We start from the raw sequence: 24,844 nt of genomic DNA on the forward strand, positions 1-24,844 counted from the left end.
GGCCGTGCCAAGCTGCACGGCCGAAGCCCCCAGGGCTTGCAAGCGCAGGATGTCGTCCCTGCAGTTGATGCCGCCGGCGGCAACCAGCGGGATCTCGCGTTCGATGCCGGCCGTTTTGAAGAATTCCAGCACCTGCGGAATGACAACCTCGAAATCGAAACGCTTGTCATGCAGATCCGCGACTTTGGCGGCGCCCAGATGGCCACCCGCGAGACCGGGATGCTCAATCACGATGGCATCAGGCAGGCGCCCCTTTTTTTGCCACTTGCGCACCAGCAATTGCACGCCGCGCGCGTCCGACAGAATGGGGATCAACACCGCGTTGGGATAGTCGCGCGCCAGCTCCGGCAGATCAAGCGGCAGGCCGGCGCCGACCACCAGCGCATCGGCCCCGCTGGCCATGGCCTGGCCCACATAGTCTTCGTAGGCGCTGAGGGCCTTCATGACATTCACGGCAATCAGGCCGCGGCCCTGTGACAACTGACGGGCCAGGCGAATTTCCCGGTCAAGCGCTTCAAGATTGGCGGCATCGATCAAAGCCCGGGCATCAGGCTCCTTGTTCAGATGGCGTGTTTTGGCCATCAGATCAGGATGCAGGCGCCGCAAGTCCACGGACGACAGGGTGCCCACGCCGCCCAGGCGTGCCACCGTGCCGGCCAAGCCACCCGCAGAGACGCACACGCCCATCCCGCCCTGCACCACCGGGATCAACTCCTTGCCGCCAATGCGCCAGGGCCGAAGGCCCGAATCGTGAGCAAGTGTCTGCAACGCTGCCGATGCCGTGATCGAATTGACGTTTGCCTTTGCGGCAAGGTCAATTGGTGATGATTTGTCCATCGTGCTCCACATAAGGTTGGTACGGGCCAGTGCCGCTGTTAGAGGCTATCGCAGCAGGAACGAAACTTCCTTGCTGTACATCAAAGGTATGGATTTCACCGTCCTCAATGACGTAGTGCCAGCCATGCAGGGTCAAGGCGCCCTTCTCGACCTCACGCCGGACCATGGGATAGGCCATCAGCCGCTCGAGCTGCAACACCACGGTGCGCTGCTCGGTGCGGCGCAGGGCCTCCGGGCTCGACACAACAGGCAGCAAGGCTTCGCTGGCGAGTTTGAGCCAGGCTTGCAGGGCTACTGCTTCCTCGGGAACGCCTTCGTACGCGGCACGGATGGCTCCGCAGTGGCTGTGGCCACAGACAATGATGCGCTCCACATGCAGGCTGAGCACCGCGAACTCAATCGCCGCCGTGGTGCCGTGCAACCCATGGGAGCCGTCATATGGTGGAACGAAGGCACCCACATTGCGCACGATGAAAAGTTCACCCGGGCCGGCGCCGGTCAGCAGGTAGGGCACCACGCGCGAGTCCGAACAGCCAATGAACAGTGTCTTGGGGTGCTGCCCCTGCGCCACCAGATCCTGGAAGCGCTGCTGGTGCAGCGGAAAGTAGTCAGAGTGGAAACGCCGCAAACGCAACAGGAGTTCGTCCGGGCGCTCGAGGTCTTCATTCATTGCACCAGAGGCGAATCCGCACCCTCAAGAGCGATGCCCTCTACCTCCGCCTCGCCAACCAGCAGGCTCATGTACTGGTGTAGGGCGCGCGCGCGCGACTGCATTGTCAGCAGGGCTGCGATGCGCTCGCGTACTTCCTCATACGTGGGCTGGGTGCCGCTGCGCCGATCCAGCACGTCAATGATGTGAAAACCGAAACGCGTGTGGAACAGGCGCGGGTGCACGCCCGTGCCTGTTTGTGCATGCTGCAGGTGAAACAGTTCTGTCGCCAGCTCGGGCGCACAGTCGTCCGGCGTGATCCAGCCCAGATCCCCGCCCTGGGCGCTGCTGGGGCAATTGGACAATTCGGCAGCCAGCTGGGCAAAGCGCCCGGGAGCCACGCCCTTGTGCGACAGCTCGAGCAAGGCGCGCTCGGCATGCACCGTGAGTGCCTGGACATTGACGCCGGGAGTGACCGCAAACAGGATATGGCGCACGTGCAGGGCCTGGCCCACCAGAAACTGGGCCTTGTGCGCCCCGTAATAGCGCCGGCCTTCCTCTTCGGTGGGCAGGGGCGTGGTCACCTGCTGGTCGACCATGGCTTCAATGATCTCGCGTTCGGCCTCGCCGAGCTCGGGGCTGGTCAAACCAGTGTGGCGCGGCAGCAGGCCTTGTGATACCGCCTGCTGGCGCAGCAGCTCGGCGTAGGCCAGTTCGCGCAAGGTGGCTGTGTCGGGCCGCTGCCCTGGCGCATACAGGGCGATGCCATTGACAAGGGCCTCGGGCACGGCAGCCTGGACTGCCGCAGAAGCACACTGGCATGAACCGCTGCCGCAACCCTGAGCGGCAGCGGGTGAAGAAAGTGTGGATGTGGTCATGGACGGTTCCTGTTTTACGTGAGGTCAGGGAGCGCCGGGCGACTTGGCCCGGGGAACGCCAAGGCGGCGGCTGCGCACGACCTGGTAGGGGCGGAAGAGGTAAGCGACCGACCCAAAGCCSCTCCACACGTGAACCAGACGGCTGAAGGGGAACAGCAGGAAGATGGTCATCCCGAACACGATGTGGAAGCGGTAGGGCCAAGGCAAGACGGCAAGCGTTGCAGAGTCCACCTCGCGCAGGGTGAGAATGCGCTGCGCCCATTCGGCCAGGATCAGCATCACGCCGCCATCGGCGTGTCCCCATGAATACGGCAGGGTGATGAGGCCCACAACCAGCTGCGTCCAGAGGATCAGCAAGATCGCGAGATCGGTCTTGTGGCTGGTGTAGCGGATGCGCGGGTCAAACATGCGGCGGTAAATTAGCATCGATAAGCCGATAAAACAGATGAAGCCGGCAATGCCGCCTGCGTAGATCGCCATGCGCTGCTTGGTCGCAGCGTCCATGAAAACGCCGTAAACCGCGTGGGGCGTCAGCAAGCCCACCAGATGCCCAAAAAACAGGAACAGGATGCCCACGTGGAACAGGTTGCTACCCCAGCGAAGCAAGCCGGTGCGCAATAACTGCGAAGAATCGCTTTTCCAGGTGTACTGGTCGCGGTCAAAACGGATCAGGCTGCCGAGCAGGAAAACGGTCAGGCAGACGTAGGGATAGACACCAAAAAGAAATCCGTGAAGTCCGGGGCTCATGTTTGCGCTCCTTGGGTGGGGCGTGCCTTGCGCACGTGAGGCACGATGTGGATAGGCTGCGGCTGGTCCGGCCTGGCCTGGCCTTTGGACGAGCAGCCATCAAAAACGACCGGCTCTTCCCAAACCGCATCGATAGGCTCTTCCGCCGCAATTTGCACCGGTTGCGCCTTTTCCCCGGCCAGCTCCAGCAGGGCACCCAACACGGAGGCGTAGGCGCTTTCGCGCTGCTGCAGCGCCGCGAAAATCGCATTGAAGATGTGCGCCATCTCGGCCAGAAACTCGCGCGCCTCACTCGGTGGCTGGGTCGAGGTGAATTCGAGCACCACCGGCAGAAAGTCCGGCATTTCTCCTTCGGCCAGGTACATGCCGGCCTTCTCGTAGGTCTGCGCCAGGTCAATCATGGCCGGCCCGCGATCGCGCGAATCGCCATGCACGTGTTCGAACAGGTGCAGCGATGTGGCGCGGCCCCGGTCGAACAGCTCGACGTAAGCCGCCTCGGTCTCAAGCGCAGGCGCCAGTGCGAGCGCTTCGATCAGTGCGTCCAGCTCGGCCATCCGCTGCGGCTGCAGTGCGCGCTCTTCGTGCAGGACTTCTCGCATCGCACTCAGGTGGCTGCGTAATTCGGCGTCAGGATACGCAAGCAGTCGGGCCAGCACACGCAGGCTTTTCGAAGCCACAGCGGGGGTGTTGTTGAAAAGTRCCATGGTCAAACCTCCACCTTGATGGGAATAGTGCGTTTCTTGTTGCCGCCGAACAGGCTGACATCGCTGGCGCCGTCGGAGCAGCCATTGCCGAAGGTAAAGCCGCAGCCGCCGCGCATGTCGAAAGCGTTTTCAGCGTATTCGCGGTGGGTGGTCGGGATCACAAAGCGGTCCTCGTAGTTGGCAATCGCCATGATGTGGTACATCTCCTCGACCTCGGCCACCGTCAGCCCGGCTTGCTCCAGCACCGCCAGGTTCTGCACCTGGTCCACATGTTTGCTGCGCTGGTAGGAACGCATGGCCAGCATGCGCTGCAGCGAACGGATCACCGGCGCCGTGTCGCCGGCGGTCAGCAGGTTGGCCAGGTACTGCACGGGAATGCGCATCTGCGCGATGTCGGGCAGCTCACCGTTCACGCCGATGTGGCCGGCATTGGCCKCCGAAGTGATGGGCGACAGCGGCGGCACGTACCAGACCATGGGCAGCGTGCGGTACTCGGGGTGCAGCGGCAGTGCCACCTTCCACTCCACCGCCATCTTGTAGACCGGGCTGCGGCGGGCGCCTTCGAGCCAGGCTTCGGGAATGCCGTCCTTGCGCGCCTGCTCAATCACCTTCGGATCGTTCGGGTCCAGGAAGATGTCGAGCTGGGCCTGGTACAGGTCCTTGTCGTCTTCCACGCTGGCCGCTTCCTGGATGCGGTCGGCGTCGTACAGCACCACACCGAGGTAACGGATGCGGCCCACGCAGGTTTCGCTGCAGACAGTCGGCTGGCCGGCTTCAATGCGCGGATAGCAGAAGGTGCATTTCTCGGCCTTGCCGCTTTTCCAGTTGTAATAGATTTTTTTGTACGGGCAGCCCGAGACACACATGCGCCAGCCGCGGCACTTGTCCTGGTCGATCAGCACGATGCCATCTTCCTCGCGCTTGTAGATCGAGCCGGAAGGGCAGGAAGCCACACAGGCCGGATTCAGGCAGTGCTCACACAGGCGCGGCAAATACATCATGAAGGTGTTTTCGAACTGCCCGACCATGTCTTTCTGGACCTGGTCAAAGTTCGCCAGGTTGGCGTCCTTGCTGCGCTTGGAAAATTCGCCGCCGAGGATCTCTTCCCAGTTCGGACCCCACTCGATTTTTTCCATGCGTTTGCCGGTGATCAGGCTGCGAGGCCGCGCCGTTGGCGCGGCTTTCATTTCTGGCGCTGACTGCAGATGGTCATAGTCGAAGGTGAAGGGCTCGTAATAGTCATCGATCTGCGGCATGTTCGGGTTGGAGAAGATGCGCATGAGCAGCTTCCACTTGCCGCCCTGACGCGGCTCGATGGAGCCGTCGGCCTTGCGCACCCAGCCGCCGTTCCACTTGTCCTGGTTTTCCCATTCTTTCGGGTAACCAATACCGGGTTTGGTTTCGACGTTGTTGAACCAGGCGTACTCCATGCCGGGCCGGCTGGTCCAGACGTTTTTGCAGGTGACCGAGCAGGTGTGGCAGCCAATGCACTTGTCCAGGTTGAGCACCATGCCGATTTGTGCGCGTACTTTCATGCTGCTTCTCCCATTTGCTGCACGGCGAACGCACGGTCGTCATCGCGCGGCGTGTCCAGCCAGTCGACCTTGCTCATCTTGCGCACCACGACAAATTCGTCGCGATTGGTGCCTATGGTTCCGTAGTAGTTGAAGCCGTAGGAGAGTTGCGCATACCCGCCGATCATGTGCGTCGGCTTGAGGACGATGCGCGTCACGGAGTTGTGGATGCCGCCACGCTGGCCGGTGATCTCCGAACCCGGGGTGTTGACGATTTTTTCCTGCGCGTGGTACATCATCACCATGCCGGGTTTGACACGCTGGCTGACGACAGCCCGCGCGGCAATTGCGCCGTTGACGTTGTAAGCCTCGATCCAGTCGTTGTCTTCCACGCCAATCAGCTTGGCGTCATCTTCACTGAGCCAGATGATGGGCCCGCCCCGGCTCAGCGTGAGCATCAACAGGTTGTCGGTGTACGTCGAGTGGATGCCCCACTTCTGGTGCGGCGTGATGAAGTTCAGTAATATTTCGGTGTTGCCGTTGGTACGAATACCGTGCACCCCGGCGGTGGCCTTCAGGTTCACCGGCGGCCGGTAGCTGGCCAAGCCCTCGCCGAAAGCCAGCATCCAAGGGTGGTCCTGGTAGAACTGCTGGCGGCCCGTGAGGGTGCGCCATGGGATCAGTTCATGCACGTTGGTGTAACCGGCGTTGTACGACACGGTTTCCGATTCGATGCCGCTCCAGGTCGGCGAACTAATGATCTTGCGCGGCTGGGCCTGGATGTCGCGGAAGCGGATCTTCTCGTCCTCACGGTGCAGCGCCAGATGGGTGTGCTCGCGGCCGGTCTGCTTGCCCAATGCCGCCCACGCTTTGACCGCCACATGGCCGTTGGTTTCGGGCGCGAGTTGCAACACCATTTCGCAGGCATCGATGTCGCTGTTGATACGCGRCATGCCCTGGGTCACGCCCGGTTCGGTGACCAAGCCGTTGAGTTCGCCGAGTTGCCGAACTTCGGTTTCGGTGTTCCAGGCAATGCCTTTGCCGCCGTTGCCCACCTTGTTGAGCAGGGGGCCCACGGCAGTGAATCGTTTGTAGACGTTGGGATAGTCGCGCTCGACGACCTGCATCTGGGGCGCCGTCTTGCCGGGCACCAGTTCGCACTCGCCACGCTTCCAGTCCTTGACTTCAAACGGCTGAGCCAGCTCGCCCGGGGTATCGTGCATCACCGGGGTCAGCACCATTTCCTTCTCCACGCCCAGATGCCCGTCGCACAGCTCGCTGAATTTTTTGGCGAAGCCCTTGTAGATTTCCCAGTCGCTTTTCGATTGCCACACCGGATCCACCGCGGTGGACAGCGGATGGATGAAGGGGTGCATGTCACTGGTGTTGAGGTCGTTCTTTTCGTACCAGGTTGCGGTCGGCAGCACGATGTCGGAGTACAGGCAGGTCGTACTCATGCGGAAGTCGAGCGTGACCAGCAGGTCCAGTTTTCCCTCGGGCGCCTTGTCATGCCACACCACCTCTTCGGGTTTGCCTTCTTCGGTTCCCAGATCCTTGCCCTGCACGCCGTTGTCTGTGCCGAGCAGGTGCTTGAGAAAGTACTCATGGCCCTTGCCCGACGAACCGATGATGTTGGAACGCCAGACAAACATGTTGCGCGGCCAGTTGTCCGGATGGTCCGGGTCCTCACAGCTCATCCTGAGCGAGCCATCCTTGAGCGACTTGACGACATAGTCCTTGGCATCCAGGCCAGCGGCCTGAGCATCCTTGACCACCTGCATCGGGTTGGTCTGCAATTGCGGTGCACTCGGCAACCAGCCCATGCGTTCGGCGCGCACGTTGTAATCGATCATGCTGCCGCCGTAGAGCTTCTTGTCGGCCAGTGGCGATAGCACCTCGTTCACGCCGAGCTTCTCGTAGCGCCACTGGTCGGTGTGCGCATAAAAGAAGCTGGTGGAGTTCATCTGCCGGGGTGGGCGGATCCAGTCAAGCGCGAAGGCCAACGGCGTCCAGCCGGTCTGCGGTCGCAGTTTCTCCTGGCCCACGTAGTGCGCCCAGCCACCCCCGCTCTTGCCGATGCAGCCGCACATCATCAGCATGTTGATGACGCTGCGGTAGTTCATGTCACTGTGGTACCAGTGGTTCATGCCGGCCCCGATGATGACCATGGACCGGCCTTCGGTCTTGTCGGCATTGTCGGCAAACTGGCGCGCGACGGCGATGATCTGGTCGCGTGGCACCCCTGTGATCTGCTCCTGCCAGGCCGGGGTGTAAGGGGTGTTGTCGTCAAAGTCGGCCGCAGCCAGCTCACCGGGCAAGCCGCGGGGAATGCCGTATTGCGCGACCTGCAGGTCGAAGACTGTCGCCACCAGGGCTGAGCGCTCCTCGCCGGCCTTGCCGAGCGAAATGCGCTGAACCGGAACCGTGCGCACCAGCACGTCACCCTGCTCGTTGTTGGGGAAGTGTTCATGGTGAATGCCACCGAAGTACGGAAAACCGACCTTGGCGCTGTCGGCACTGGGGGCATCGCCCTCCATCACCGACAGCTTGAGCGCGACCTCGTCACCCTGGCGTGCCTCTTTGGACTCCAGGTTCCACTGCCCGGCGTCGGCGCGGCCATCAGGACCCCAGCGAAAGCCGATGGCACCGTGCGGCAAGACGACCTTGCCCTGTGCGTCGAACGCCACGGTCTTCCACTCAGGATTGTTCGCCTGGCCGAGTTTGCCGTTGAAGTCGGACGCGCGCACATAACGGTCCGGCACCATGACGGTTTCGCCATTTTCAAGTTGGTGCTCCTTGAGCATCACCAGCATGGGCAGGTCGGTGTAACGGCGTGCGTAATGATCGAAGTAGGCAGAGCGCGGCTTGCCGTTGCCGCCGAAATAGAAGTCTTTCAGGATTACATGGCCCATGGCCATGGCGACCGCAGCATCGGTGCCCTGCTTGGGATGCAACCACAGGTCAGAGAGCTTGGCGACTTCGGAGTAGTCGGGCGTGATCGCCACGGTCTTGGTGCCCTTGTAGCGGACTTCGGTGAAGAAGTGCGCATCAGGGGTACGGGTCTGCGGCACGTTGGAGCCCCAGGCAATGATGAAGCCCGAGTTGTACCAATCGGCCGACTCCGGCACGTCAGTCTGCTCACCCCAGACCTGCGGGCTGGACGGAGGCAGGTCGCAGTACCAGTCGTAAAAACTCATGCACACGCCGCCTATCAGCGACAGGTAGCGCGAGCCGGCGGCGTAACTGACCATGGACATCGCCGGGATCGGCGAGAAGCCGATGATGCGGTCAGCACCGTGCCTCTTGATGGTATGGACGTTGGAGGCGACAATGATTTCATTGACTTCGTCCCAGCTGGAGCGGACAAATCCGCCGAGGCCACGCACACTCTGGTAGTCGCGCCGCTTGGCATCGTCCTGCACCACCGCCGCCCAGGCCTCGACCGGCGGCAGTGTCAACCGCGCTTCGCGCCAGTGCTTGAGCAGGCGTGCGCGCACCATGGGGTATTTGACGCGGTTCGCGCTGTACAGGTACCAGCTGTAGCTGGCGCCGCGCGAGCAGCCGCGCGGCTCGTGGTTGGGCATGTCCCAGCGCGTGCGCGGGTAGTCGGTCTGCTGGGTTTCCCAGGTGACGATGCCGCCCTTGACATAAATCTTCCATGAACACGAACCCGTGCAGTTGACGCCATGGGTGCTGCGCACGATCTTGTCGTGTGCCCAGCGGTTGCGGTAGGCGTCTTCCCAGGTTCGGTCTTCGGCAGTGGTGACACCGTGGCCCCCGGAGAAGGACTCCCTGGGGTTGGAAAAGTGACTCAGTCGATCAAGAAAGTGACTCATTTGTTTCTCCGTAAAGCGGTAAAAAGCGGGCTCAGCGTTCGCTCAGGGATTTTTGATCTCGGCGCCGCGGCGCAGGTAGAACCACCAGTTCAGCACCAGGCACAGCGCATAGAAGATGGCAAAGCCGTACATGGCGTTTTCCGGCGTGCCGGCCTTGATCTGCACGCCGATGACCACCGGGGCGATGAAGGCACCGTAGGCGGCGATGGCCGAGGTCCAGCCCAGTACCGGGCCGGCCTGCTGGCGGTCGAAGATGACGCCAATCGTGCGGAAGGTGGAGCCGTTGCCGATGCCGCTGGCAGCAAACAACACGACAAACAGCACCATGAAGAGCAGGAAGTACTGCTCGGGCGCATTCGACTTGTAGGCCAGCAGCATCACGTAGCCCACCGCAGCGGAAGCCAGCACCATCACGGCGGAGATGATCTGCGTCACGATGGAGCCACCGACCTTGTCCGAAACCCAGCCGCCCACAGGCCGGATCAGCGCGCCGACAAAGGGGCCTATCCAGGCAAAGGTCAGCGCCGACGGTGCGTGCGGATTTTTCAGCGTGTGCTGCATGACGCCAGCGGCGTCCGGCACGTGGCTGATGCCGAAGATCACAGTGATGGCCAGCGGCAGGGCCATCGAAAAACCGATGAAGGAGCCGAAAGTCACGATGTACAGCAGCGTCAGTGACCAGGTGTGTTTGTTGCTGAAGATCGCAAACTGCTTGGTGATGTTTTCTTTCATCGTGCCGAAGGCAGTGAGCTTGAGCACCAGCAAGGTGCTTGCCACAATCAAGGGCATGGCGATCCACATGTTGAGCAAGCCCAAGCCCGTGGGTTTGGGCAGGTAGAGGTACAGGCCAATGCCTGCCGGGACAAATGACAGCGTGTAGAGCCAGATGATTTTGAGAAAGGCCGGGATGGTGCCGCCAATGGCTGGAGAGACGGTCGTCAGGTTGTTCATGCCGAAATAGCAGATAGCCGACAACGGCACAAGCGACAGCAGCCAGGCAAAACCGGCGTTCTGGATCCAGGTGGGTGTGCCCGCCACAATCTTGCCGAAGATCCAGCCGCTGTCCTTGACCAGATTGGTCGACTCGCCTGCGAGGCCTCCAAACAGACCCAGGGTCATCACCAGCGGGATGACGATCTGCATGGTCGTCACGCCGAAATTGCCCAGTCCTGCATTCAGGCCGAGCGCCGTGCCCTGCAACCTCTTGGGAAAGAAGGTGCTGATGTTGGACATGGAGCTGGCGAAGTTTCCGCCACCCACCCCACACCACAAGGCCATCAGCTGGAAAGACCACAGCGGCCACTCGGGGTGCTGCAGCACGATGCCGGTGCCGATGGCCGGCGCCAGCAGCATCGAAGTTGTCAGGAAGATGGTGTTGCGCCCGCCTGCCAACCGGATCAGGAAGGAAGCCGGAATGCGCATGGTGGCGCCGGCCAGCCCCGCGATGGCTGTCAACGTGAACAGCTCGGCCTGGGTGAAGGGAAAGCCCAGGTTGAGCATCTGCACGGTGATGATGCCCCACATGCCCCAGACGGCAAAACCGCAAAGCAGGCTGGGCACGGAGATCCATAAGTTGCGGTAGGCAATGCGCTTTCCGGTGCTTTCCCAGAACTGCTCGTCCTCGGGACGCCAGTCGGTGATGTCGGCGCCGGAGGAGCGCGACTGAAGGGCTGGAATGGCCGTGCTTGCTGCAGACTTGGTGCTCATGATTTTTCCCTTGAAGAAGATGGCCGCATCAGGCCAATGCGCCGCTTGCGTTCGATCCCATGACTTCAGTGCGCCGCACTTCGGTCCAGTACATCCAGATCAGCGAGACCCAGACCACGCCATACATGAACATGAAGGCGCTCGAGCGGATGCCGGTGAGGTCCATCAGTCCTCCGAAGATGATGGGGAGCACAAAGCCACCCAAGCCGCCGGCCAGCCCGACAATGCCGCTGATCGCGCCGATGTTGGCGCCGTAGTCGTCGCTGATGTACTTGAAGACACTGGCCTTGCCGAAGGCCCAGGCAATGCCCAGGATGAACATGAGCGCGGTGAAGGTGTAGACGTTCAGCCCGATGTGGAAGGTGGCTGGACCGTTGACCGTGAGAATGGTGAAATCTGTTTGCGGGTAAGACAGCAGGAACAGGCAGACCCAGCTGACCCACATCACCCACCAGGTCACGCTGTGCGCGCCGTACTTGTCGGACAGAACGCCACCAAAAGCGCGCAGCACGCCGCCCGGCAATGAGAAGCAGGCTGCCAGCAGGGCTGCCACGCGGATGTCCAGGCCGAATTCACCCACGTAGTACTGCACCATCCAGAGCGACAGGGCCACATAGCCGCCGAACACGATGCTGTAGTACTGGCAATACTTGAGGACTTTCGGATCTTTCAGCGACTTGAGCTGATCACTGAACTTGACGTGGCTGGGCACCAGGTGCGAAGGATCGCTGTAGCTGAACAGCCAGAACAGCACCAACGCAGCCAGCATGATGACCGCGTACACCTGCGGCACCATGGCCCAGCCAAAAGCCACCAGCAGCACAGGCGCCACAAATTTATTGACGGCAGCGCCCGAGTTGCCGGCACCGTACACCCCCATGGCCATACCTTGGCGGCTTTTCGGGAACCAGCGCGCCACGTAAGGTGTTCCCACCGAGAAAGATCCACCGGCCAGGCCAACAAATAGGCCGATCACCAGGAAATGCCAGTAGACCGTGGCGTAACTCATGAGCCAGATGGCAGGCACCGTGGTGGCCATCAAGATCGCCATGACGATGCGTCCGCCGTAGCGGTCGGTCCAGATACCCAACGGTACGCGAATCAAGGAACCTGTCAGCACGGGTGTCGCCGCGAGCAGGCCGAACTCCGTGGCGTTGAGGTTCAACATCTTCTTGATCGGAATGCCGATCACGCCGAACATCATCCAGACCATGAAGCAGACGGTGAAGGCCAGTGTGCTGACAATCAGCACCGACCAGGCCTTCCTTGAATTACCGAGTTCAGAGCTCATGCATGTTTCTCCTGAGACATGGCATGACTGTCGGCGTTTAGCGCGCTGCTGAATATCCTTCTTCAGAACAGGCAGGCGGCATTAAAAAGACGACGTGGAACCTCGCCACCTCATCATGAAGAACTAGCGCCGGGTCAAACTGCCCCGGCCTTGATCTTTGTCAAGTCAGGTCGCGGCCAGCCGCGTAGACCGCGGCCTGCACGCGCGAGCTGAGCTGTAGTTTGCGCAGGATGTGCTGAACGTGAATCTTCACCGTGGTCTCGGCGATATCGAGCTTGCGGGCAATCACCTTGTTGCTGTCGCCATGCGCGATCAAGGCCAGGACCTCCCGCTCGCGGGCCGACAGCAGCGCAAGGGCCGAGTCGTTCTGCTCCGGCGCCAGCGCGCTCCCATTGCTGCTCGTTTCCACGGCAGCGACCTCGCCGGTCACGGGCAAAGGGGGCTTGGACCGGAAGGCCGCCACCAGCTTGGTCATCATTTCCGGGCTCACGACCGACTCGCCTTCCAGGACCTTGATGATGGATTCCGACAAATGGTCCAGCTCCACAGTTTTCAGCAGATAGCCGTCGGCTCCGGCTTGCAGCGCTGTGGCCAGATCCCCTTCGTTTTCGCTGACCGTCAGCATCAGGATGCGAGTGCCTGGCGCTGCGTCCTTGAGCGCCGCGATGCCATCCACACCAAGTACCCCCGGGAGATGATTGTCAAGCAGAATCAGGTCAGGTTTGCTGCGCGCTACGCAGCGCAATGCCTCGCCGATATCGCTGGCCTCGCCAGCCACGTCGAAACGGCCATCCTGCAACAGGAGCGCCACCAGCCCTCGGCGAAACAGGGTGTGGTCATCCACCACCAGCAATTCAATGGATTTCATTGAGGTCTCCCTGAGCTGCCGTACGAAGTGCTGCAGCTGGTGCCGGTGCCGTGGACTGCGCCGCCATGCCACCTCCGACCTCGGGATGAGGCGGCAATGTCAGCGTGACCGTAGTTCCTTGCCCCGCCGCGGAGACAACGTTCACTTCAGCACCAATACGCCCGGCACGCTCCCGCATGATGTTGAGACCCACATGTGACTCCCCCGGGTGCTTTKGGGTGTCGAAGCCGGCACCGTTGTCCCGCACCACAAAACGCCAACGTGCGCCTTTGACTACTTCCAGCTCGACTTGCGCGGCACCGGCATGCTTGCGCACATTCGACAGCGCCTCCTGCACCACATGCAGCACCTGAACCTGCACATCGGATGGCAGCGGCAGCCCTTGGCCATGGACCTGCAATTGCCCGGACAGCCCCGTCTGGCTCTGGAATTTCTGCAGTGTTTCCTGCAGCGCCTGCTCAATATCGTCAGTGTTGGTGCGCGTGCGGAAATGCACCAGCAATTCGCGGACGTCGCTGATGCTTTCGCGCAACCCAATGTCCAGTTCATCAAGAGCGCCTTGCATTTGCGAGGTCTGGCCCTTCTGTACGGCTGTTCGCAGCAACTGCACCTGGATCTTGAGAAAGGCCAATGACTGGGCAATCGAGTCGTGCAGGTTGCGCGCCAGCAGGGCGCGCTCCTCCGCGACCGCCGCCTCCCGGTCCAACGCGTCTGCACGCAAACCCTCCAGGGAACTGGCCAGGTGGCTGGCCAGTGCGTCCAGCAATTCGACTTCGTCGGCGCTCAGCAAAACAGGCGCGCGAAAGAACAGGTTGAATTCGCCGAGCAGGCGTTGCTGCAGCCGTATCGGCACACTGACCACGTTTTCGTACCCCACCTTGGCGCAATGGCGTACCGGCGCTTCATCGTGGCTGAGAATCGGGATCACGCGGGTACGCGCGTCCGGCCGCAGGTTGCCGCATGCACAGGCCCCGGCCAGCAGGCTGCGCTCTTCTTCCACGAGGTCTTGCGGAAAACAGTCGGAGGCCAGCATCAGATAACGCTGGTTGGCATCGTCGGACCAGCGGACTGTGGCGGCATCGGCCTTCATCACGGCGCGCACGCGCTGGGCAAAGCCGCGCGCCAGCTCGTCAATGCTGCCCGCCTGGGCCAGGAAAGCGCTGACCTTGTAGAGTGCCTCCAGTCGAACGCGCTGCGCCTCAATACGCCGTGTTTTGGTCTCGACCTTGGCTTCCAATCCTTCATAAAGCGATTGCAAGGTGGCCGCCATATGGTTAAAGCCGGCGGCCACCTGGCCAAATTCATCCACGGTGTCGACTTCGATGCGCGTCCTGAAATCCCCTGACTCCAGCTTCTGCAAACCTTGCCGGAGCTGCCCCAAGGGATTGATCACATACATGTAGCCGGTGTAAAGCATGATGACCGCCCCACCGATGGCCAAGGCCATCATCAGGAGCTGGAACAGGTTCAAGATGGCTGTCAGGCGGGACAGGTGTTGTTCGATCACCAGCACCAGGCGGTCGCTGGCTTCAACAAACTCGCCGCCGGCCTTCAGCAGGACCTGCGCCTGCGGGGCCGGCTCGGCCAGCCATAGCGGCCGCTGAGCAAGCCACAGGGACTCGACATCGGCAAAACGCTGGTGCACCTGGTCGTCCCACGGCACAAACAGCGGCCGGGACGGATCGCCCTCGCGCAACAGCGACAGACTCTCGTCAAACCGGGTCACCAGGCTCTGCCGCTCGGCACGCTCCACCCCCGCCTGCACCGCACTGGCCAGCCGCCAGGTTTGCATGCGCATACGCCCGGCCTCGTTGACCGCCGCAGCGCCTCCTTCAAGTTGCCAGGTCACCCACAGGGTCAACCCTATGGACGCCAGCGCGACGATCAGAAGGCTGGCACCTATGCGAATGAGTTTTTTGGACAGGGACGCCGTCTGTTGCATGTCACGAGCGTAACCCCGATCAGAGTGGCGCGCCACCCATGCCCTGGGCGTTGCTGCTAGGCCCTTGAGCCGTCCGCCATGGCATGCGGCCTGCGGGACACGGGCGACGGCGCCGCGCACTCGGCGCAGACCATACCGGCCAGCCGGTGCAGCGCCTGCCAGCCGTCGGCGGGCCAGTCAGGCTGCTTCAGGCCCTTGACGATGCCGTCGWCCTTGTGGGCGGCGTGCAACAGATTGGACAAAGTGGTGTCACCGATCTGTGGCAGCACGCGCTCAAACAGTTTTTCCTTGATGCCCCAGACGCGGTTTTCGCGCAGCGCCATGGGCATGGGGCGCCCGGCGCTAATCGCATCTTTCACGCGCTTCATGCTGCGGATGTCTTCAGCCAGCGCCCAATGCACCAGCACTTCGGATTCGCCCTCGGACTGCAGGCCGTCGAGCATGCGCGCCACGCGCACCGACTGGCCGCCCAGTACAGCCTCAGAAAGCTTGAACACGTCGTAGCGCGCCACGTTGAGCACGGCGTTTTCCACCTGATCAAAACTCAGGGCGCTGTCGGGCTGTGCCGGGTACAACAGCCCCAGCTTCTGGATTTCCTGGTGCGCGGCCAGCAGGTTGYCTTCCACCCGGTCGGCAAAAAACTGCAGCGTGCGCTGGCCTTCTTCGCCGGCGGCCACGCGCTGGCCCTGCTGTTGCAGGCGCTGGGCAATCCACTGTGGCAGGCTGCGGCGGTCAATCGGGTCGAATTTGACGGTGACGCCGAAGCTTTCGAGCGCGCCGAACCACGCGCCCTTGGCCGTCATGCTGTCCAGCCGCGGCAGCATGACCAGAGTGAGGGTGGAGTCGTCGCCCTGTGCGCGTTCGGCGATTTGCTGCAACGCGACGGAGCCGTCTTTTCCAGGCTTGCCGCTGGGGATACGGATCTCGACGATCTGTTTATCAGCGAAAAGGCTGAGCGAACCGCCGCTGGCCAGCACCTCACTCCAGTCGAAATGCGCGCCGGCCACGGTGTGCACCGTGCGCTCGGTATAGCCCTGTTCGCGCGCCGCAGCGCGCAGCGCGTCGGCAAACTCCTGCACCAGCAGCGGCTCGTCGCCGTGCAGGGTGTACAGGCTTTTCAAGCCGCGCTTGAGGTGTTCCTGGAGTTGGGCAGGGGCCAGATTCATGAGGGGAGTTTAAAGCTTGGTGGTCGATAGCAGCAGGCTGGTCTCGGTGTTGGCAATGCCTTCGAGCAGACGGATGCGGCTCAGCACACGGTCAAAGGCTTCCAGGGTGTCGGCCTGCAGTTCGGCGACCATGTCCCAGCGGCCGTTGGTGGTGTGCAGTGCGCTCACGGCCGGGTCGCCCCGCAGGGCCGCGAGCACCGCGTCGGTGCGGTTGCCCTCAACCGCCACCGTCATGAAGGCGCGTATGCGGTGGCCCTCGGCCTGGGGTTTGAGGCGAACGGTGTAACCGGTGATGGTGCCGTCGACCTCCAGCTTGGCCAGCCGGTTTTGCACCGTGCCGCGTGAGACGCGCAAAACCTTGGCGATGGACGCGACCGAGGCCCGGGCGTCGTCCCGCAACAGGGAAAGCAATTGGCGGTCGGTATCGTCCATGCAGACATTTTATTGGCGAAATGCCAATAAATTCTGTCTATTTGATCAAGCAATACATGAATTTGATCAACTTACTGTCTTTTCTTTAGCGTGCTGGCTGCAGACAATGGAAATCAACATAAGACCCGGGAGCCCCATCATGGTTGACTACATTGGCATTGAAAGCATTCAGAAAATCGTCCGCCAGCGCGGCGCGGCCGCCTTTATCGAAGGCCTGGCCGGCGAGATCGAGCTGGACTATCGGCGCTGGAACGACTTTGACAAATCGGCGCGCCACGCCATCCACTCGCCCGACGGCGTGATCGAACTCATGCCCACCAGTGACGGGCATCAGTATTCCTTCAAGTACGTCAACGGCCACCCCAAAAATACCGAGCTGGGTTTGCTGACCGTCACCGCCTTCGGCGTGCTGGCCGATGTGGACACCGGCTACCCCTTGTTGCTGTCAGAGCTCACCATCACCACCGCACTGCGCACGGCAGCCATGTCGGCACTGGCCGCCAGGTGGATGGCCCGCCCCGGGAGCCGCGTGATGGCGATCATCGGCAACGGCGCGCAAAGCGAATTCCAGGCCATCGCCTTTCACCACATGCTGGGCATACGCGAGATGCGCCTGTTTGACATTGACGCGGCAGCCAGCGATAAACTGGCCCGTAACCTGCATGCGTTGGGGCTGCAGGGCCTGAGCGTGACGATTTGCCAGTCAGCGGACCAGGCCGTGCAAGGAGCCGACATCGTGACCACCATTACCGCCGACAAACGCAACGCCGTCATCCTGACTCCGGAGATGATCAAACCCGGCATGCACCTGAATGCCGTGGGAGGCGACTGCCCCGGCAAGACCGAGCTGCACGCCGACATCCTGCTGCGCAAGGACGCCCGCGTGGTGGTCGAGTTTGAGCCGCAGTCGCGCATCGAAGGCGAGATCCAGCAAATGCCCGAGGACTTCAAAGTGGCTGAATTTGCCGACGTGCTCAAGGGCACGGCCAAGGGGCGTGCATCGCCCCKGGAAGTCACGATTTTTGATTCGGTCGGTTTTGCGCTGGAAGACTATTCGGCCCTGCGCTATTTGCACAAGCTGCAACTGGCGGACGTTGCCAATCGCCGCCAGATCGACCTGGTGCCTCATCTTGACGACCCCAAAAACCTGTTCGGCCTGCTGACGCCCGCCGAATCGCCGACCGCCAAGGCGCCCCGCATGTCCCCCATACCTGAAATGGCACGTTGATGACCAAGTCTGTTGACCTGATTGGTGCCCCTACCGACATCGGCGCGGGCAGCCGCGGCGCCTCGATGGGGCCTGAAGCCTTGCGCGTGGCCGGCATCCGCGAAGCGTTGCACGGCCGCGGGCTCGAAGTTGTCGACACCGGCAACCTGGCCGGCCCCACCAATCCCTGGCTGCCGCCCGACGAGGGCTACCGGCACCTGGACGAGGTGGTCGCCTGGAACAAGGCGGTGCACGAAGCGATGTACCAGAGCCTCGCGGCCGGCCATCTGCCCATCCTGCTGGGCGGCGACCACTGCCTGGGCATTGGCTCGATCAGCGCGGTGGCGCGCTACTGCCGCGGCATCGGCAAGACGCTGCGCGTGCTCTGGCTGGATGCGCACACCGACTTCAACACCAACGCACTCACGCCCACCGGCAATGTGCACGGCATGCCGGTGGCGGTGCTGTGCGGCCACGGGCCGGCAGAGCTCACCAATATCGGCGGCATGGTGCCCGCCATGAGCCCCAAGGCGATACGGCAAATCGGCATCCGCAGCGTGGACGAGGGCGAAAAGCGCTTTGTGCGGCAAGAGGGCCTTGAGGTCTTCGACATGCGCTACATCGACGAGATGGGCATGCGCCACACCATGGAAAAAGCGCTGGCCGGCATGGACGCCAACACCCACCTGCATGTGAGCTTTGACGTCGATTTTCTGGACCCCTCCATCGCGCCGGGTGTGGACACCGCCATCAAAGGCGGCCCCACCTACCGCGAAGCCCAGCTGTGCATGGAGATGATTGCCGACACCGGTTTGCTCGGCTCGCTTGATGTGATGGAGCTGAACCCGGCACTGGACGTGCGCAACGGCACGGCCGAGGTGGCCGTGGACCTCATCGAGAGCCTGTTCGGCAAAAGCACACTGATGCGGGCCTGATGGGTTAGGGGCTTCAGAGTTCCGTCACCGCCGCCAGGCGGCGCATGATCTGCTGGACGACATCGCTTTGCATATCGCGGTACAGCAGGGCTTCTTCGGCCTCCTTTGCCAATACCGCCGACTCATTGAAGCTGATGTCGCGTTGCTGCATGATTTCAGTGTCGGGGATGAGTTCCTTGCCCGCCAGGGTACGCAGCTTGAAGCGAAAGCGCAGGCGCAGCTGAAACTCGCGCACCTGGCCCGAGGCATTGCGGCTCAGGATAACTTTTTCGCGCTGATCGCCCAGTGCATCGAGGATGACTTGCGCCTCATTGATCCTGCGGGCCTCGGTGATCACCTCCACTTTGCGCGTCGCCTGCAGTGAACGCCTGAGCTCCACCCCCAGCGGCGAAGTCTCGGCCAAGCCCGAATAAAGCGTAGTGAAGGCAAAGGTGGGCGCCTTGCGCAATGCGAAGCCGCATCCGCTCAGGCTCAGGGCGGCGGCTGAGGCCGACAGTGTGAGGAATGCGCGACGCTGCATGGCTGGCTTTCTGTGTGTTTTTTTGAAGCGGTCTCAATGACCYAAATGACGATGTTGACCAGCCGGCCTGGCACCACGATCACCTTCTTGGCGGGCGCACCCGCAGCCTGTTTGGTGAAAGCCTCCGACGCCAGCGCGGCGGCCTCGATGGTGGCCTTGTCGGCGCCGGCGGGAACAGTGACGGAGCCGCGCAGCTTGCCGTTGACCTGCAGCACCAGCTCGATCTCGTCCTGCTGAAGAGCGGCTGCGTCGACTTCGGGCCAGGGGGCATCGAGCAGTTCGCCGTGCCGCGCCGCGTAGCCGAGCTGTGACCAGAGCGCATGTGCCAGATGCGGCGTAGCCGGGTAGAGGCAGCGCAGCAGGATGCCGAAGCCTTCGTGCAGTGCAGCGACTGCGCCCGCAGACGAAGCACCTTTGAAGTCTTCCATGGCGTTGAGCAGCTTCATGTTGCCGGACACCACGGTGTTGTATTGCATGCGCTGGTAGTCGTAGTCAATCTGTTTGAGCACCGTGTGAATTTCCAGGCGCAGCGCTTTGGTCTCTTTGTCAAAAGTGGCCGTAGCCCCCGATACCTGTGCGCCATCAGCTCCTGAATTCATAGCATGAAGCTTGACACCGAAATTCCACACGCGACGCAGGAAGCGGTAGGAACCTTCGAGCGCGGCGTCGTTCCACTCCAGCGTGGTGTCGGGCGGCGCGGTGAACATGGTGTAGAGCCGGGCGGTGTCCGCGCCGTACTTTTCGATCAGGTCCTGCGGGTCGACGCCGTTGTTCTTGGACTTGGACATGGTCGTCCAGCCCTCGTAAGGCACGGGCAGGCCGTCGGCTTTGGACGTGGCGGAGATCACCTTGGCGTGCTCGTCGCGCACGATATCGAGCTCATGCGCCCAGAAGTACTGCTTGCCGGTGGTCACGCGCGAGAAGGCCTCGTTGAGCACCATGCCCTGCGTGAGCAGCTTGGTGAAAGGCTCGTCGACCTTCACCAGGCCCAGGTCACGCATCACCTTGGTCCAGAAACGGGCGTAAAGCAAATGCAGGATGGCGTGCTCGATACCGCCGATGTACTGGTCCATCGGCATCCAGTAGTTGGCGCCTTCGGCCACCATCTTGTCGCCGTTCTTCGGGTCGCAGTAGCGCATGAAGTACCAGGACGAATCGACAAAAGTGTCCATGGTGTCGGTCTCGCGGCGGCCGCGCTTGCCGCAGACGGGGCAGACCACACCGGCGTGAAAGCCCGCATGCTTGTGCAGCGGGTTACCCGAACCGTCCGGCACGCAGTCTTGCGGCAGCACCACGGGAAGGTCTTTTTCAGGCACCGGCACAGCGCCGTGCTCTTCGCAGTGGATGATGGGAATGGGTGTGCCCCAGTAGCGCTGGCGGCTCACGCCCCAATCGCGCAGGCGCCAAGTGGTCTTCTTCTCGCCCAGTCCCTTGGCGGCCAGATCGGCGGCCACGGCATCGACTGCGGCCTTGCAGCCCAGGCCGTCGTACTTGCCCGAATTGATGGTGACACCCTGCTGCTTGTCGCCGTACCAGTCGGCCCAGGCGTCCAGGCTGTAGGCCTGGCCCTTGACATCAACCACTTGCCTGATCGGCAGCTTGTATTTTTTGGCGAATTCGAAATCACGCTCGTCGTGCGCGGGCACGCCCATCACAGCGCCGTCGCCGTAACTCATGAGGACGTAGTTGCCGACCCAGACTTCAACTTTGTCGCCGGTGAGCGGATGCGTGACAAAGAGGCCCGTGGGCACGCCTTTTTTCTCCTGCGTGGCAAGCTCGGCTTCGGTCGTTCCGCCGGCCTTGCATTCTTCAATGAAGGCGGCGATTTTTGGATTGGACACGGCGGCGTGCTGCGCCAGCGGGTGCTCAGGCGCCACGGCGCAGAAGGTCACGCCCATGATGGTGTCGGCGCGCGTGGTGAAGACATACATCTTCCCCTCGCCGATCAGCTTGCCGGAGGCGTCCTGGATGTCGTGCGTGAACGCAAAGCGCACGCCTTCACTCTTGCCGATCCAGTTCTCCTGCATCAGCTTGACGCGTTCGGGCCAGCCGGGCAGCTTGTGGCTGACGCTGTCGAGCAGTTCGTCGGCGTACTGGGTGATCTTGAGGTAGTAGCCGGGGATCTCGCGCTTTTCCACCACTGCGCCGGTGCGCCAGCCCTTGCCGTCTATCACCTGCTCATTGGCCAGCACAGTCTGGTCGACCGGGTCCCAGTTCACGACCTGGGTCTTGCGGTAGGCGATGCCTTTTTCCAGCATCTTCAGAAAGAGCCACTGGTTCCACTTGTAGTAGCTCGCATCGCAGGTGGCGACTTCGCGGCTCCAGTCGATGGCCAGCCCCATCGCCTGCATCTGCTTTTTCATGTAAGCGATGTTGTCGTAGGTCCACTTTGCCGGCGGCACGCCGTTTTTCATGGCGGCGTTTTCAGCCGGCAGGCCGAAGGCGTCCCAGCCCATGGGCATCAACACGTTGTAGCCCTTCATGCGCAGGTGGCGCGTGAGCATGTCGTTGATGGTGTAGTTGCGCACGTGGCCCATGTGCAGCTTGCCGCTGGGGTAGGGCAACATGGAGCAAGCGTAGTACTTCTTGCGGCTGGCGTCTTCCGTCACGCGGTAGGCGTCGGCTGCGGTCCAGTGGGCTTGAGCGTCGCGCTCAACGTCGAGGTGGTTGTATTTGTCTTGCATGGAGAACCGGGAAGGCGAAACGGGATAACAAAATGGAAGCCGTGAAAGGCTCCGGCCCCGCCATGCGGGCCGCGCAGCCAAAGGGCGAATCCCCGATTTTAGATGCTGGGCGGCTCTGCGCAGGTTACCGGGCCGCCGCAGGGCTGGCAGCCGCGGACGGAACAGGATCCGCCACAAAGCCGATCCGGTTGAGCCCGGCTTTTTGCGCCACGCCCATGACTTCCACGACTTTCCCGTAAGGCACGGCTTCGTCGGCACGCAACTGCACTTCGGTGTCGGGATTCTGGCCGGCGGTTTCCGCCAACCGGCGGGCAAGCTCATCCAGGCCCAGGGGCTTGTCATTCAGGAAAGCCTGGCCAGCCCTGTCGACCACCAGGGTGACGAATTTCGGCGCATCGGCCGGCTTGGCCGCTTCGGTCTTCGGCAAGTCGAGCCGGATGGTGCTGGCCAGTAGCGGAGCTGTAATGATGAAAATGACCACCAGCACCAGCATCACGTCGACCAGCGGCGTGACGTTGATGTCACTCATGGGCTGCGGGCCCTGGGTGCGTTCGAGGCGGCCGAAAGCCATTAGCTAGCCCTTATGTGCGAGTAACTCGCGCAAATCGCGTGCAAAGCCTTCGAGGTCGGCCTCGATACGGCCGACGCGACGGCCGAAAATGTTGTACGCCAGCACGGCTGGAATCGCTACCGCCAGGCCTGCCGCCGTCATGATGAGCGCTTCGCCGACGGGGCCGGAGACCTTGTCGATGGTGATCTGGCCGGCTGAAGCGATGCCGACAAGTGCGTGGTAAATGCCCCAGACCGTACCCAGCAGCCCCACAAAGGGTGCGGTAGAACCGACGGTAGCCAGCAGCACCTGGCCGAACTGCAGCTTGTCCAGGATGTCATGAAGGGCGTCGCGCAACACGCGGGTAAGTTGCTGGGACTTGTCACCCGCCGACGCCAGCGTACCGCCGGCCTGGATGTCCGTGGCAACAATGAGAGGCAACACCAGCGCCTCGCGGTCGAAGGCGGCCACTTTCTCCCGGGCTTGTTCTACAGAGGTCGATTGCCAGAAAGCAGCGGTGCTGCGTGCCACGTCTTTGGCGGCACGCTGAAGCAGCCAGGCCTTCCACAGGATCACGACCCAACTCGCGACCGACATGGCCAGCAGCAAGGCCGCCACCAGCTGGCTGACGATGCCGCCCTGGGTCATCAGGCTGAAGAAGTCCATCAGGTTAAAGCCTCCGAAACTGCCGTGACCGGCACCGCATTCATTTTTTCAGACCCAGCACGTCAAACATGTCAAAAAGGCCGGTGGCGTGCGAATCGAGGTAGCGCGCGGCACGCAAGCTGCCCTGGGCATAGTTGGCCCTGCTGGATGACTTGTGGGAAATTTCGATGCGCTCGCCGGTGCCCAAGAACATCACAGTGTGATCACCCACCACGTCGCCGCCGCGCACGGCCGCAAAACCGATGGTCGACGGGTCGCGCTCGCCCGTCACGCCTTCGCGGGCATAGACGGCGCAATCCTTGAGATCGCGGCCCAGCGCACCGGCAATCACTTCACCCATCTTGAGTGCGGTGCCGGACGGGGCATCCACCTTGTGGCGGTGGTGCGCCTCGACGATTTCGATGTCATAGCCGGTAGAAAGGGCCTGAGCCGCCATCTCGAGCAGCTTGAGCGTGACGTTGACGCCTACGCTCATGTTCGGAGCCATGACGATGGCGATGTCTTTGGCCGCAGCGGCTATCTCGGCTTTCTGCGCGTCGGAAAATCCGGTAGTGCCGATCACCAGCTTGACGCCCAGCTCGCGGCAAGCCGCCAGATGGGCCAGCGTGCCTTCGGGACGGGTGAAATCAATCAGCACGCCGGAATCTTTCAGGCCCTGCCGAAGATCGGCATTGATCAAAACGCCGCTCATGCGTCCCGAAAACGCGGCGGCATCACTGCCGATGGCGGAACTGGAAGCCACATCGAGCGCACCGGTCAGCTGGCAGTCGGCACTGGCGCCGACGGCCTCAATCAGCATCTGGCCCATGCGGCCGCTGGCGCCCGCTACCGCGACCCGGTGCCGTCTGGCCTGGGTCGCCTGGATTGAGCCGGCCCCGCTCACTGTTTCGGGCTTTCGAGCGGCGGATAGGAGGCAGACGGAGAGCCCGCTGGCGCACTGGTGGGCGCCGAAGTGGCTGCTGCCGGATTGGCTTTGACCTTTGTGGAAGCCTTGGTGAGCTGCTCTTCGGTGGCTTCCAGCACGGGCACATCGCCCAGTTTGCGTCGGTTGCCCAGTTTGGCAATGAATTCGGTCTCGCTCGGCATGGCGTCGCCTTCAAAGCGCTCCAGCTGGTCACCCTTGAAAAACACGGTGTATTTGTACGACTGGGGCTCCACGCCCTGGCGCTTCAGCGTAAAGACGTAATCCCAGCGGTCGCCATGAAACAGGCTGGCCATCAGAGGCGTTCCCATGATGGCCTTGACCTGTTCACGCGTCATGCCGGGGCGAAGCAGCTCAACTTGCTCCCTGGAGACAAAATTGCCCTGAATGACGTCCACCTTGTAGGGCGTGACCCAGTTGACCGGGTTGATCGAACTGCTGCTCATGTTGCTCAGGCTGCTGCAGGACGCCAGCACCGTGCAGGCCAGGAGCAGGAAAGCGGTTTTGGCGCTGTAACGATGATTTGCAGGCATGGCTGACATAGTGAGGGGGTGTAGCGATATGATCGTTCATTGTAGCGGCTGGGGGCCCCCGGCCGGCACCTGCCCAGAAGGGTCGCACCACCGCTTTACACAGCGGTTTCACCCAGAGAGTTTTCCCATGAGCAACATCGACGAACTGAAAAACACCGGCCTCAAGGCAACCCTGCCACGCCTGAAAATCCTGGAGATCTTCCAGGCGGGCAAACAGCGCCACATGACAGCCGAAGATGTGTTCCGGGTGCTGCTG

22 protein-coding genes are annotated in these 24,844 nt (G+C 62.2%); 3 read left to right on the plus strand and 19 right to left on the minus strand.

The genetic code is table 11. The features are described from left to right. The 13 genes from AC1D1X_RS00735 to AC1D1X_RS00795 form a co-directional block, all read right to left on the minus strand. The coding region (locus AC1D1X_RS00735) for an NAD(P)H-dependent flavin oxidoreductase (protein ID WP_477697675.1) at positions 1-837 on the minus strand (837 nt) is incomplete at its 3' end. Continuing rightward, the gene (locus AC1D1X_RS00740; protein WP_477668758.1) at positions 815-1,507 is read right to left on the minus strand and encodes a carbonic anhydrase; all 693 of its coding nucleotides are present in this window, start codon (positions 1,505-1,507) and stop codon (positions 815-817) included. The genes AC1D1X_RS00740 and AC1D1X_RS00735, both read right to left, overlap by 23 nt. After that, complete coding sequence (locus tag AC1D1X_RS00745; protein WP_477668759.1) at positions 1,504-2,364, minus strand: peptidylprolyl isomerase; 861 nt, start codon at positions 2,362-2,364, stop codon at positions 1,504-1,506. The genes AC1D1X_RS00740 and AC1D1X_RS00745 overlap by 4 nt, the downstream gene beginning before the upstream one ends. 24 nt (positions 2,365-2,388) lie before the next feature. Continuing rightward, positions 2,389-3,111, minus strand: a complete 723-nt coding sequence (gene narI, locus AC1D1X_RS00750; RefSeq protein WP_477697676.1) for a respiratory nitrate reductase subunit gamma — start codon at positions 3,109-3,111, stop codon at positions 2,389-2,391. Further along, positions 3,108-3,815: a nitrate reductase molybdenum cofactor assembly chaperone gene (gene narJ / locus AC1D1X_RS00755; RefSeq protein ID WP_477697677.1), complete on the minus strand. Its 708-nt coding sequence runs from the start codon at positions 3,813-3,815 to the stop codon at positions 3,108-3,110. The genes narI and narJ overlap by 4 nt, the downstream gene beginning before the upstream one ends. A 2-nt stretch (positions 3,816-3,817) precedes the next feature. Continuing rightward, complete coding sequence (gene narH / locus AC1D1X_RS00760) at positions 3,818-5,350, minus strand: nitrate reductase subunit beta (RefSeq protein WP_477697678.1); 1,533 nt, start codon at positions 5,348-5,350, stop codon at positions 3,818-3,820. Continuing rightward, positions 5,347-9,165, minus strand: coding sequence for a nitrate reductase subunit alpha (locus tag AC1D1X_RS00765; RefSeq protein WP_477697679.1), 3,819 nt, complete (start codon positions 9,163-9,165; stop codon positions 5,347-5,349). Before AC1D1X_RS00765 ends, narH begins: the two co-directional genes overlap by 4 nt. Before the next feature lie 42 nt (positions 9,166-9,207). Continuing rightward, positions 9,208-10,872, minus strand: coding sequence for an MFS transporter (locus AC1D1X_RS00770; protein WP_477668764.1), 1,665 nt, complete (start codon positions 10,870-10,872; stop codon positions 9,208-9,210). A 28-nt stretch (positions 10,873-10,900) separates the two neighbouring features. Continuing rightward, positions 10,901-12,163 carry an MFS transporter gene (locus AC1D1X_RS00775; protein WP_477668765.1) on the minus strand — a complete coding sequence of 421 codons (1,263 nt, stop codon included), beginning with the start codon at positions 12,161-12,163 and terminating at the stop codon, positions 10,901-10,903. Positions 12,164-12,323: 160 nt separating this feature from the next. Next, complete coding sequence (locus AC1D1X_RS00780) at positions 12,324-13,031, minus strand: response regulator (protein WP_477668766.1); 708 nt, start codon at positions 13,029-13,031, stop codon at positions 12,324-12,326. Next, a complete protein-coding gene (locus AC1D1X_RS00785) occupies positions 13,018-14,973 on the minus strand; it encodes a type IV pili methyl-accepting chemotaxis transducer N-terminal domain-containing protein (RefSeq protein ID WP_477697680.1) in 1,956 nt (651 codons plus the stop codon). The genes AC1D1X_RS00780 and AC1D1X_RS00785 overlap by 14 nt, the downstream gene beginning before the upstream one ends. Before the next feature lie 56 nt (positions 14,974-15,029). Next, on the minus strand, positions 15,030-16,139 hold the full coding sequence (gene holA / locus AC1D1X_RS00790) for a DNA polymerase III subunit delta (protein ID WP_477697681.1): 1,110 nt from the start codon (positions 16,137-16,139) through the stop codon (positions 15,030-15,032). A 9-nt stretch (positions 16,140-16,148) separates the two neighbouring features. Beyond that, positions 16,149-16,571, minus strand: a complete 423-nt coding sequence (locus tag AC1D1X_RS00795; RefSeq protein ID WP_477668769.1) for an Lrp/AsnC family transcriptional regulator — start codon at positions 16,569-16,571, stop codon at positions 16,149-16,151. A gap of 139 nt (positions 16,572-16,710) precedes the next feature. Here AC1D1X_RS00795 and AC1D1X_RS00800 point away from each other — a divergent pair, with 139 nt between their 5' ends. Together AC1D1X_RS00800 and rocF are read left to right on the plus strand one after the other, a co-directional pair. After that, positions 16,711-17,799 carry an ornithine cyclodeaminase gene (locus tag AC1D1X_RS00800; RefSeq protein WP_477697682.1) on the plus strand — a complete coding sequence of 363 codons (1,089 nt, stop codon included), beginning with the start codon at positions 16,711-16,713 and terminating at the stop codon, positions 17,797-17,799. Further along, positions 17,799-18,713, plus strand: coding sequence for an arginase (rocF, locus tag AC1D1X_RS00805; protein ID WP_477668771.1), 915 nt, complete (start codon positions 17,799-17,801; stop codon positions 18,711-18,713). The genes AC1D1X_RS00800 and rocF overlap by 1 nt, the downstream gene beginning before the upstream one ends. 13 nt (positions 18,714-18,726) lie before the next feature. Here the strand turns inward: rocF and AC1D1X_RS00810 are convergent, their stop codons facing one another. The 6 genes from AC1D1X_RS00810 to AC1D1X_RS00835 all read right to left on the minus strand — a co-directional run bounded on the left by AC1D1X_RS00810 (position 18,727) and on the right by AC1D1X_RS00835 (position 24,588). After that, entirely contained in the window at positions 18,727-19,233 is a 507-nt protein-coding gene (locus AC1D1X_RS00810) for an LPS-assembly lipoprotein LptE (RefSeq protein WP_477668772.1), read from the minus strand. Beyond that, on the minus strand, positions 19,185-21,917 hold the full coding sequence (gene leuS / locus AC1D1X_RS00815; protein WP_477697683.1) for a leucine--tRNA ligase: 2,733 nt from the start codon (positions 21,915-21,917) through the stop codon (positions 19,185-19,187). The genes AC1D1X_RS00810 and leuS overlap by 49 nt, the downstream gene beginning before the upstream one ends. 124 nt (positions 21,918-22,041) lie before the next feature. After that, complete coding sequence (locus AC1D1X_RS00820) at positions 22,042-22,488, minus strand: ExbD/TolR family protein (protein WP_477668774.1); 447 nt, start codon at positions 22,486-22,488, stop codon at positions 22,042-22,044. Positions 22,489-22,491: 3 nt separating this feature from the next. Next, positions 22,492-23,133, minus strand: a complete 642-nt coding sequence (locus AC1D1X_RS00825) for a MotA/TolQ/ExbB proton channel family protein (protein WP_477668775.1) — start codon at positions 23,131-23,133, stop codon at positions 22,492-22,494. Positions 23,134-23,173: 40 nt separating this feature from the next. Continuing rightward, on the minus strand, positions 23,174-23,998 hold the full coding sequence (gene dapB / locus AC1D1X_RS00830; RefSeq protein WP_477674060.1) for a 4-hydroxy-tetrahydrodipicolinate reductase: 825 nt from the start codon (positions 23,996-23,998) through the stop codon (positions 23,174-23,176). Between the two features lie 14 nt (positions 23,999-24,012). After that, positions 24,013-24,588, minus strand: a complete 576-nt coding sequence (locus tag AC1D1X_RS00835) for an outer membrane protein assembly factor BamE (protein WP_477668777.1) — start codon at positions 24,586-24,588, stop codon at positions 24,013-24,015. Positions 24,589-24,616: 28 nt separating this feature from the next. On the opposite strand from AC1D1X_RS00835, the gene AC1D1X_RS00840 reads away from it, so the two are divergent. Continuing rightward, positions 24,617-24,844, plus strand: a 228-nt coding sequence (locus AC1D1X_RS00840; protein WP_477697684.1) for a transcriptional repressor, incomplete at its 3' end; no start/stop codon positions are given.

The sequence above is a fragment of the Polaromonas sp. P1_G4 genome, from assembly GCF_056405475.1.

Coding starts and splice junctions, on each gene's coding strand:
- AC1D1X_RS00795 (WP_477668769.1), bottom strand. CDS start 16,571: ATGGACGATACCGACCGCCAATTGCTTTCCCTGTTGCGGGACGACGCC.
- rocF (WP_477668771.1), top strand. CDS start 17,799: ATGACCAAGTCTGTTGACCTGATTGGTGCCCCTACCGACATCGGCGCG.
- AC1D1X_RS00820 (WP_477668774.1), bottom strand. CDS start 22,488: ATGGCTTTCGGCCGCCTCGAACGCACCCAGGGCCCGCAGCCCATGAGT.
- AC1D1X_RS00770 (WP_477668764.1), bottom strand. CDS start 10,872: ATGAGCACCAAGTCTGCAGCAAGCACGGCCATTCCAGCCCTTCAGTCG.
- AC1D1X_RS00810 (WP_477668772.1), bottom strand. CDS start 19,233: ATGCAGCGTCGCGCATTCCTCACACTGTCGGCCTCAGCCGCCGCCCTG.
- AC1D1X_RS00780 (WP_477668766.1), bottom strand. CDS start 13,031: ATGAAATCCATTGAATTGCTGGTGGTGGATGACCACACCCTGTTTCGC.
- AC1D1X_RS00740 (WP_477668758.1), bottom strand. CDS start 1,507: ATGAATGAAGACCTCGAGCGCCCGGACGAACTCCTGTTGCGTTTGCGG.
- AC1D1X_RS00825 (WP_477668775.1), bottom strand. CDS start 23,133: ATGGACTTCTTCAGCCTGATGACCCAGGGCGGCATCGTCAGCCAGCTG.
- AC1D1X_RS00835 (WP_477668777.1), bottom strand. CDS start 24,588: ATGCCTGCAAATCATCGTTACAGCGCCAAAACCGCTTTCCTGCTCCTG.
- AC1D1X_RS00745 (WP_477668759.1), bottom strand. CDS start 2,364: ATGACCACATCCACACTTTCTTCACCCGCTGCCGCTCAGGGTTGCGGC.
- AC1D1X_RS00775 (WP_477668765.1), bottom strand. CDS start 12,163: ATGAGCTCTGAACTCGGTAATTCAAGGAAGGCCTGGTCGGTGCTGATT.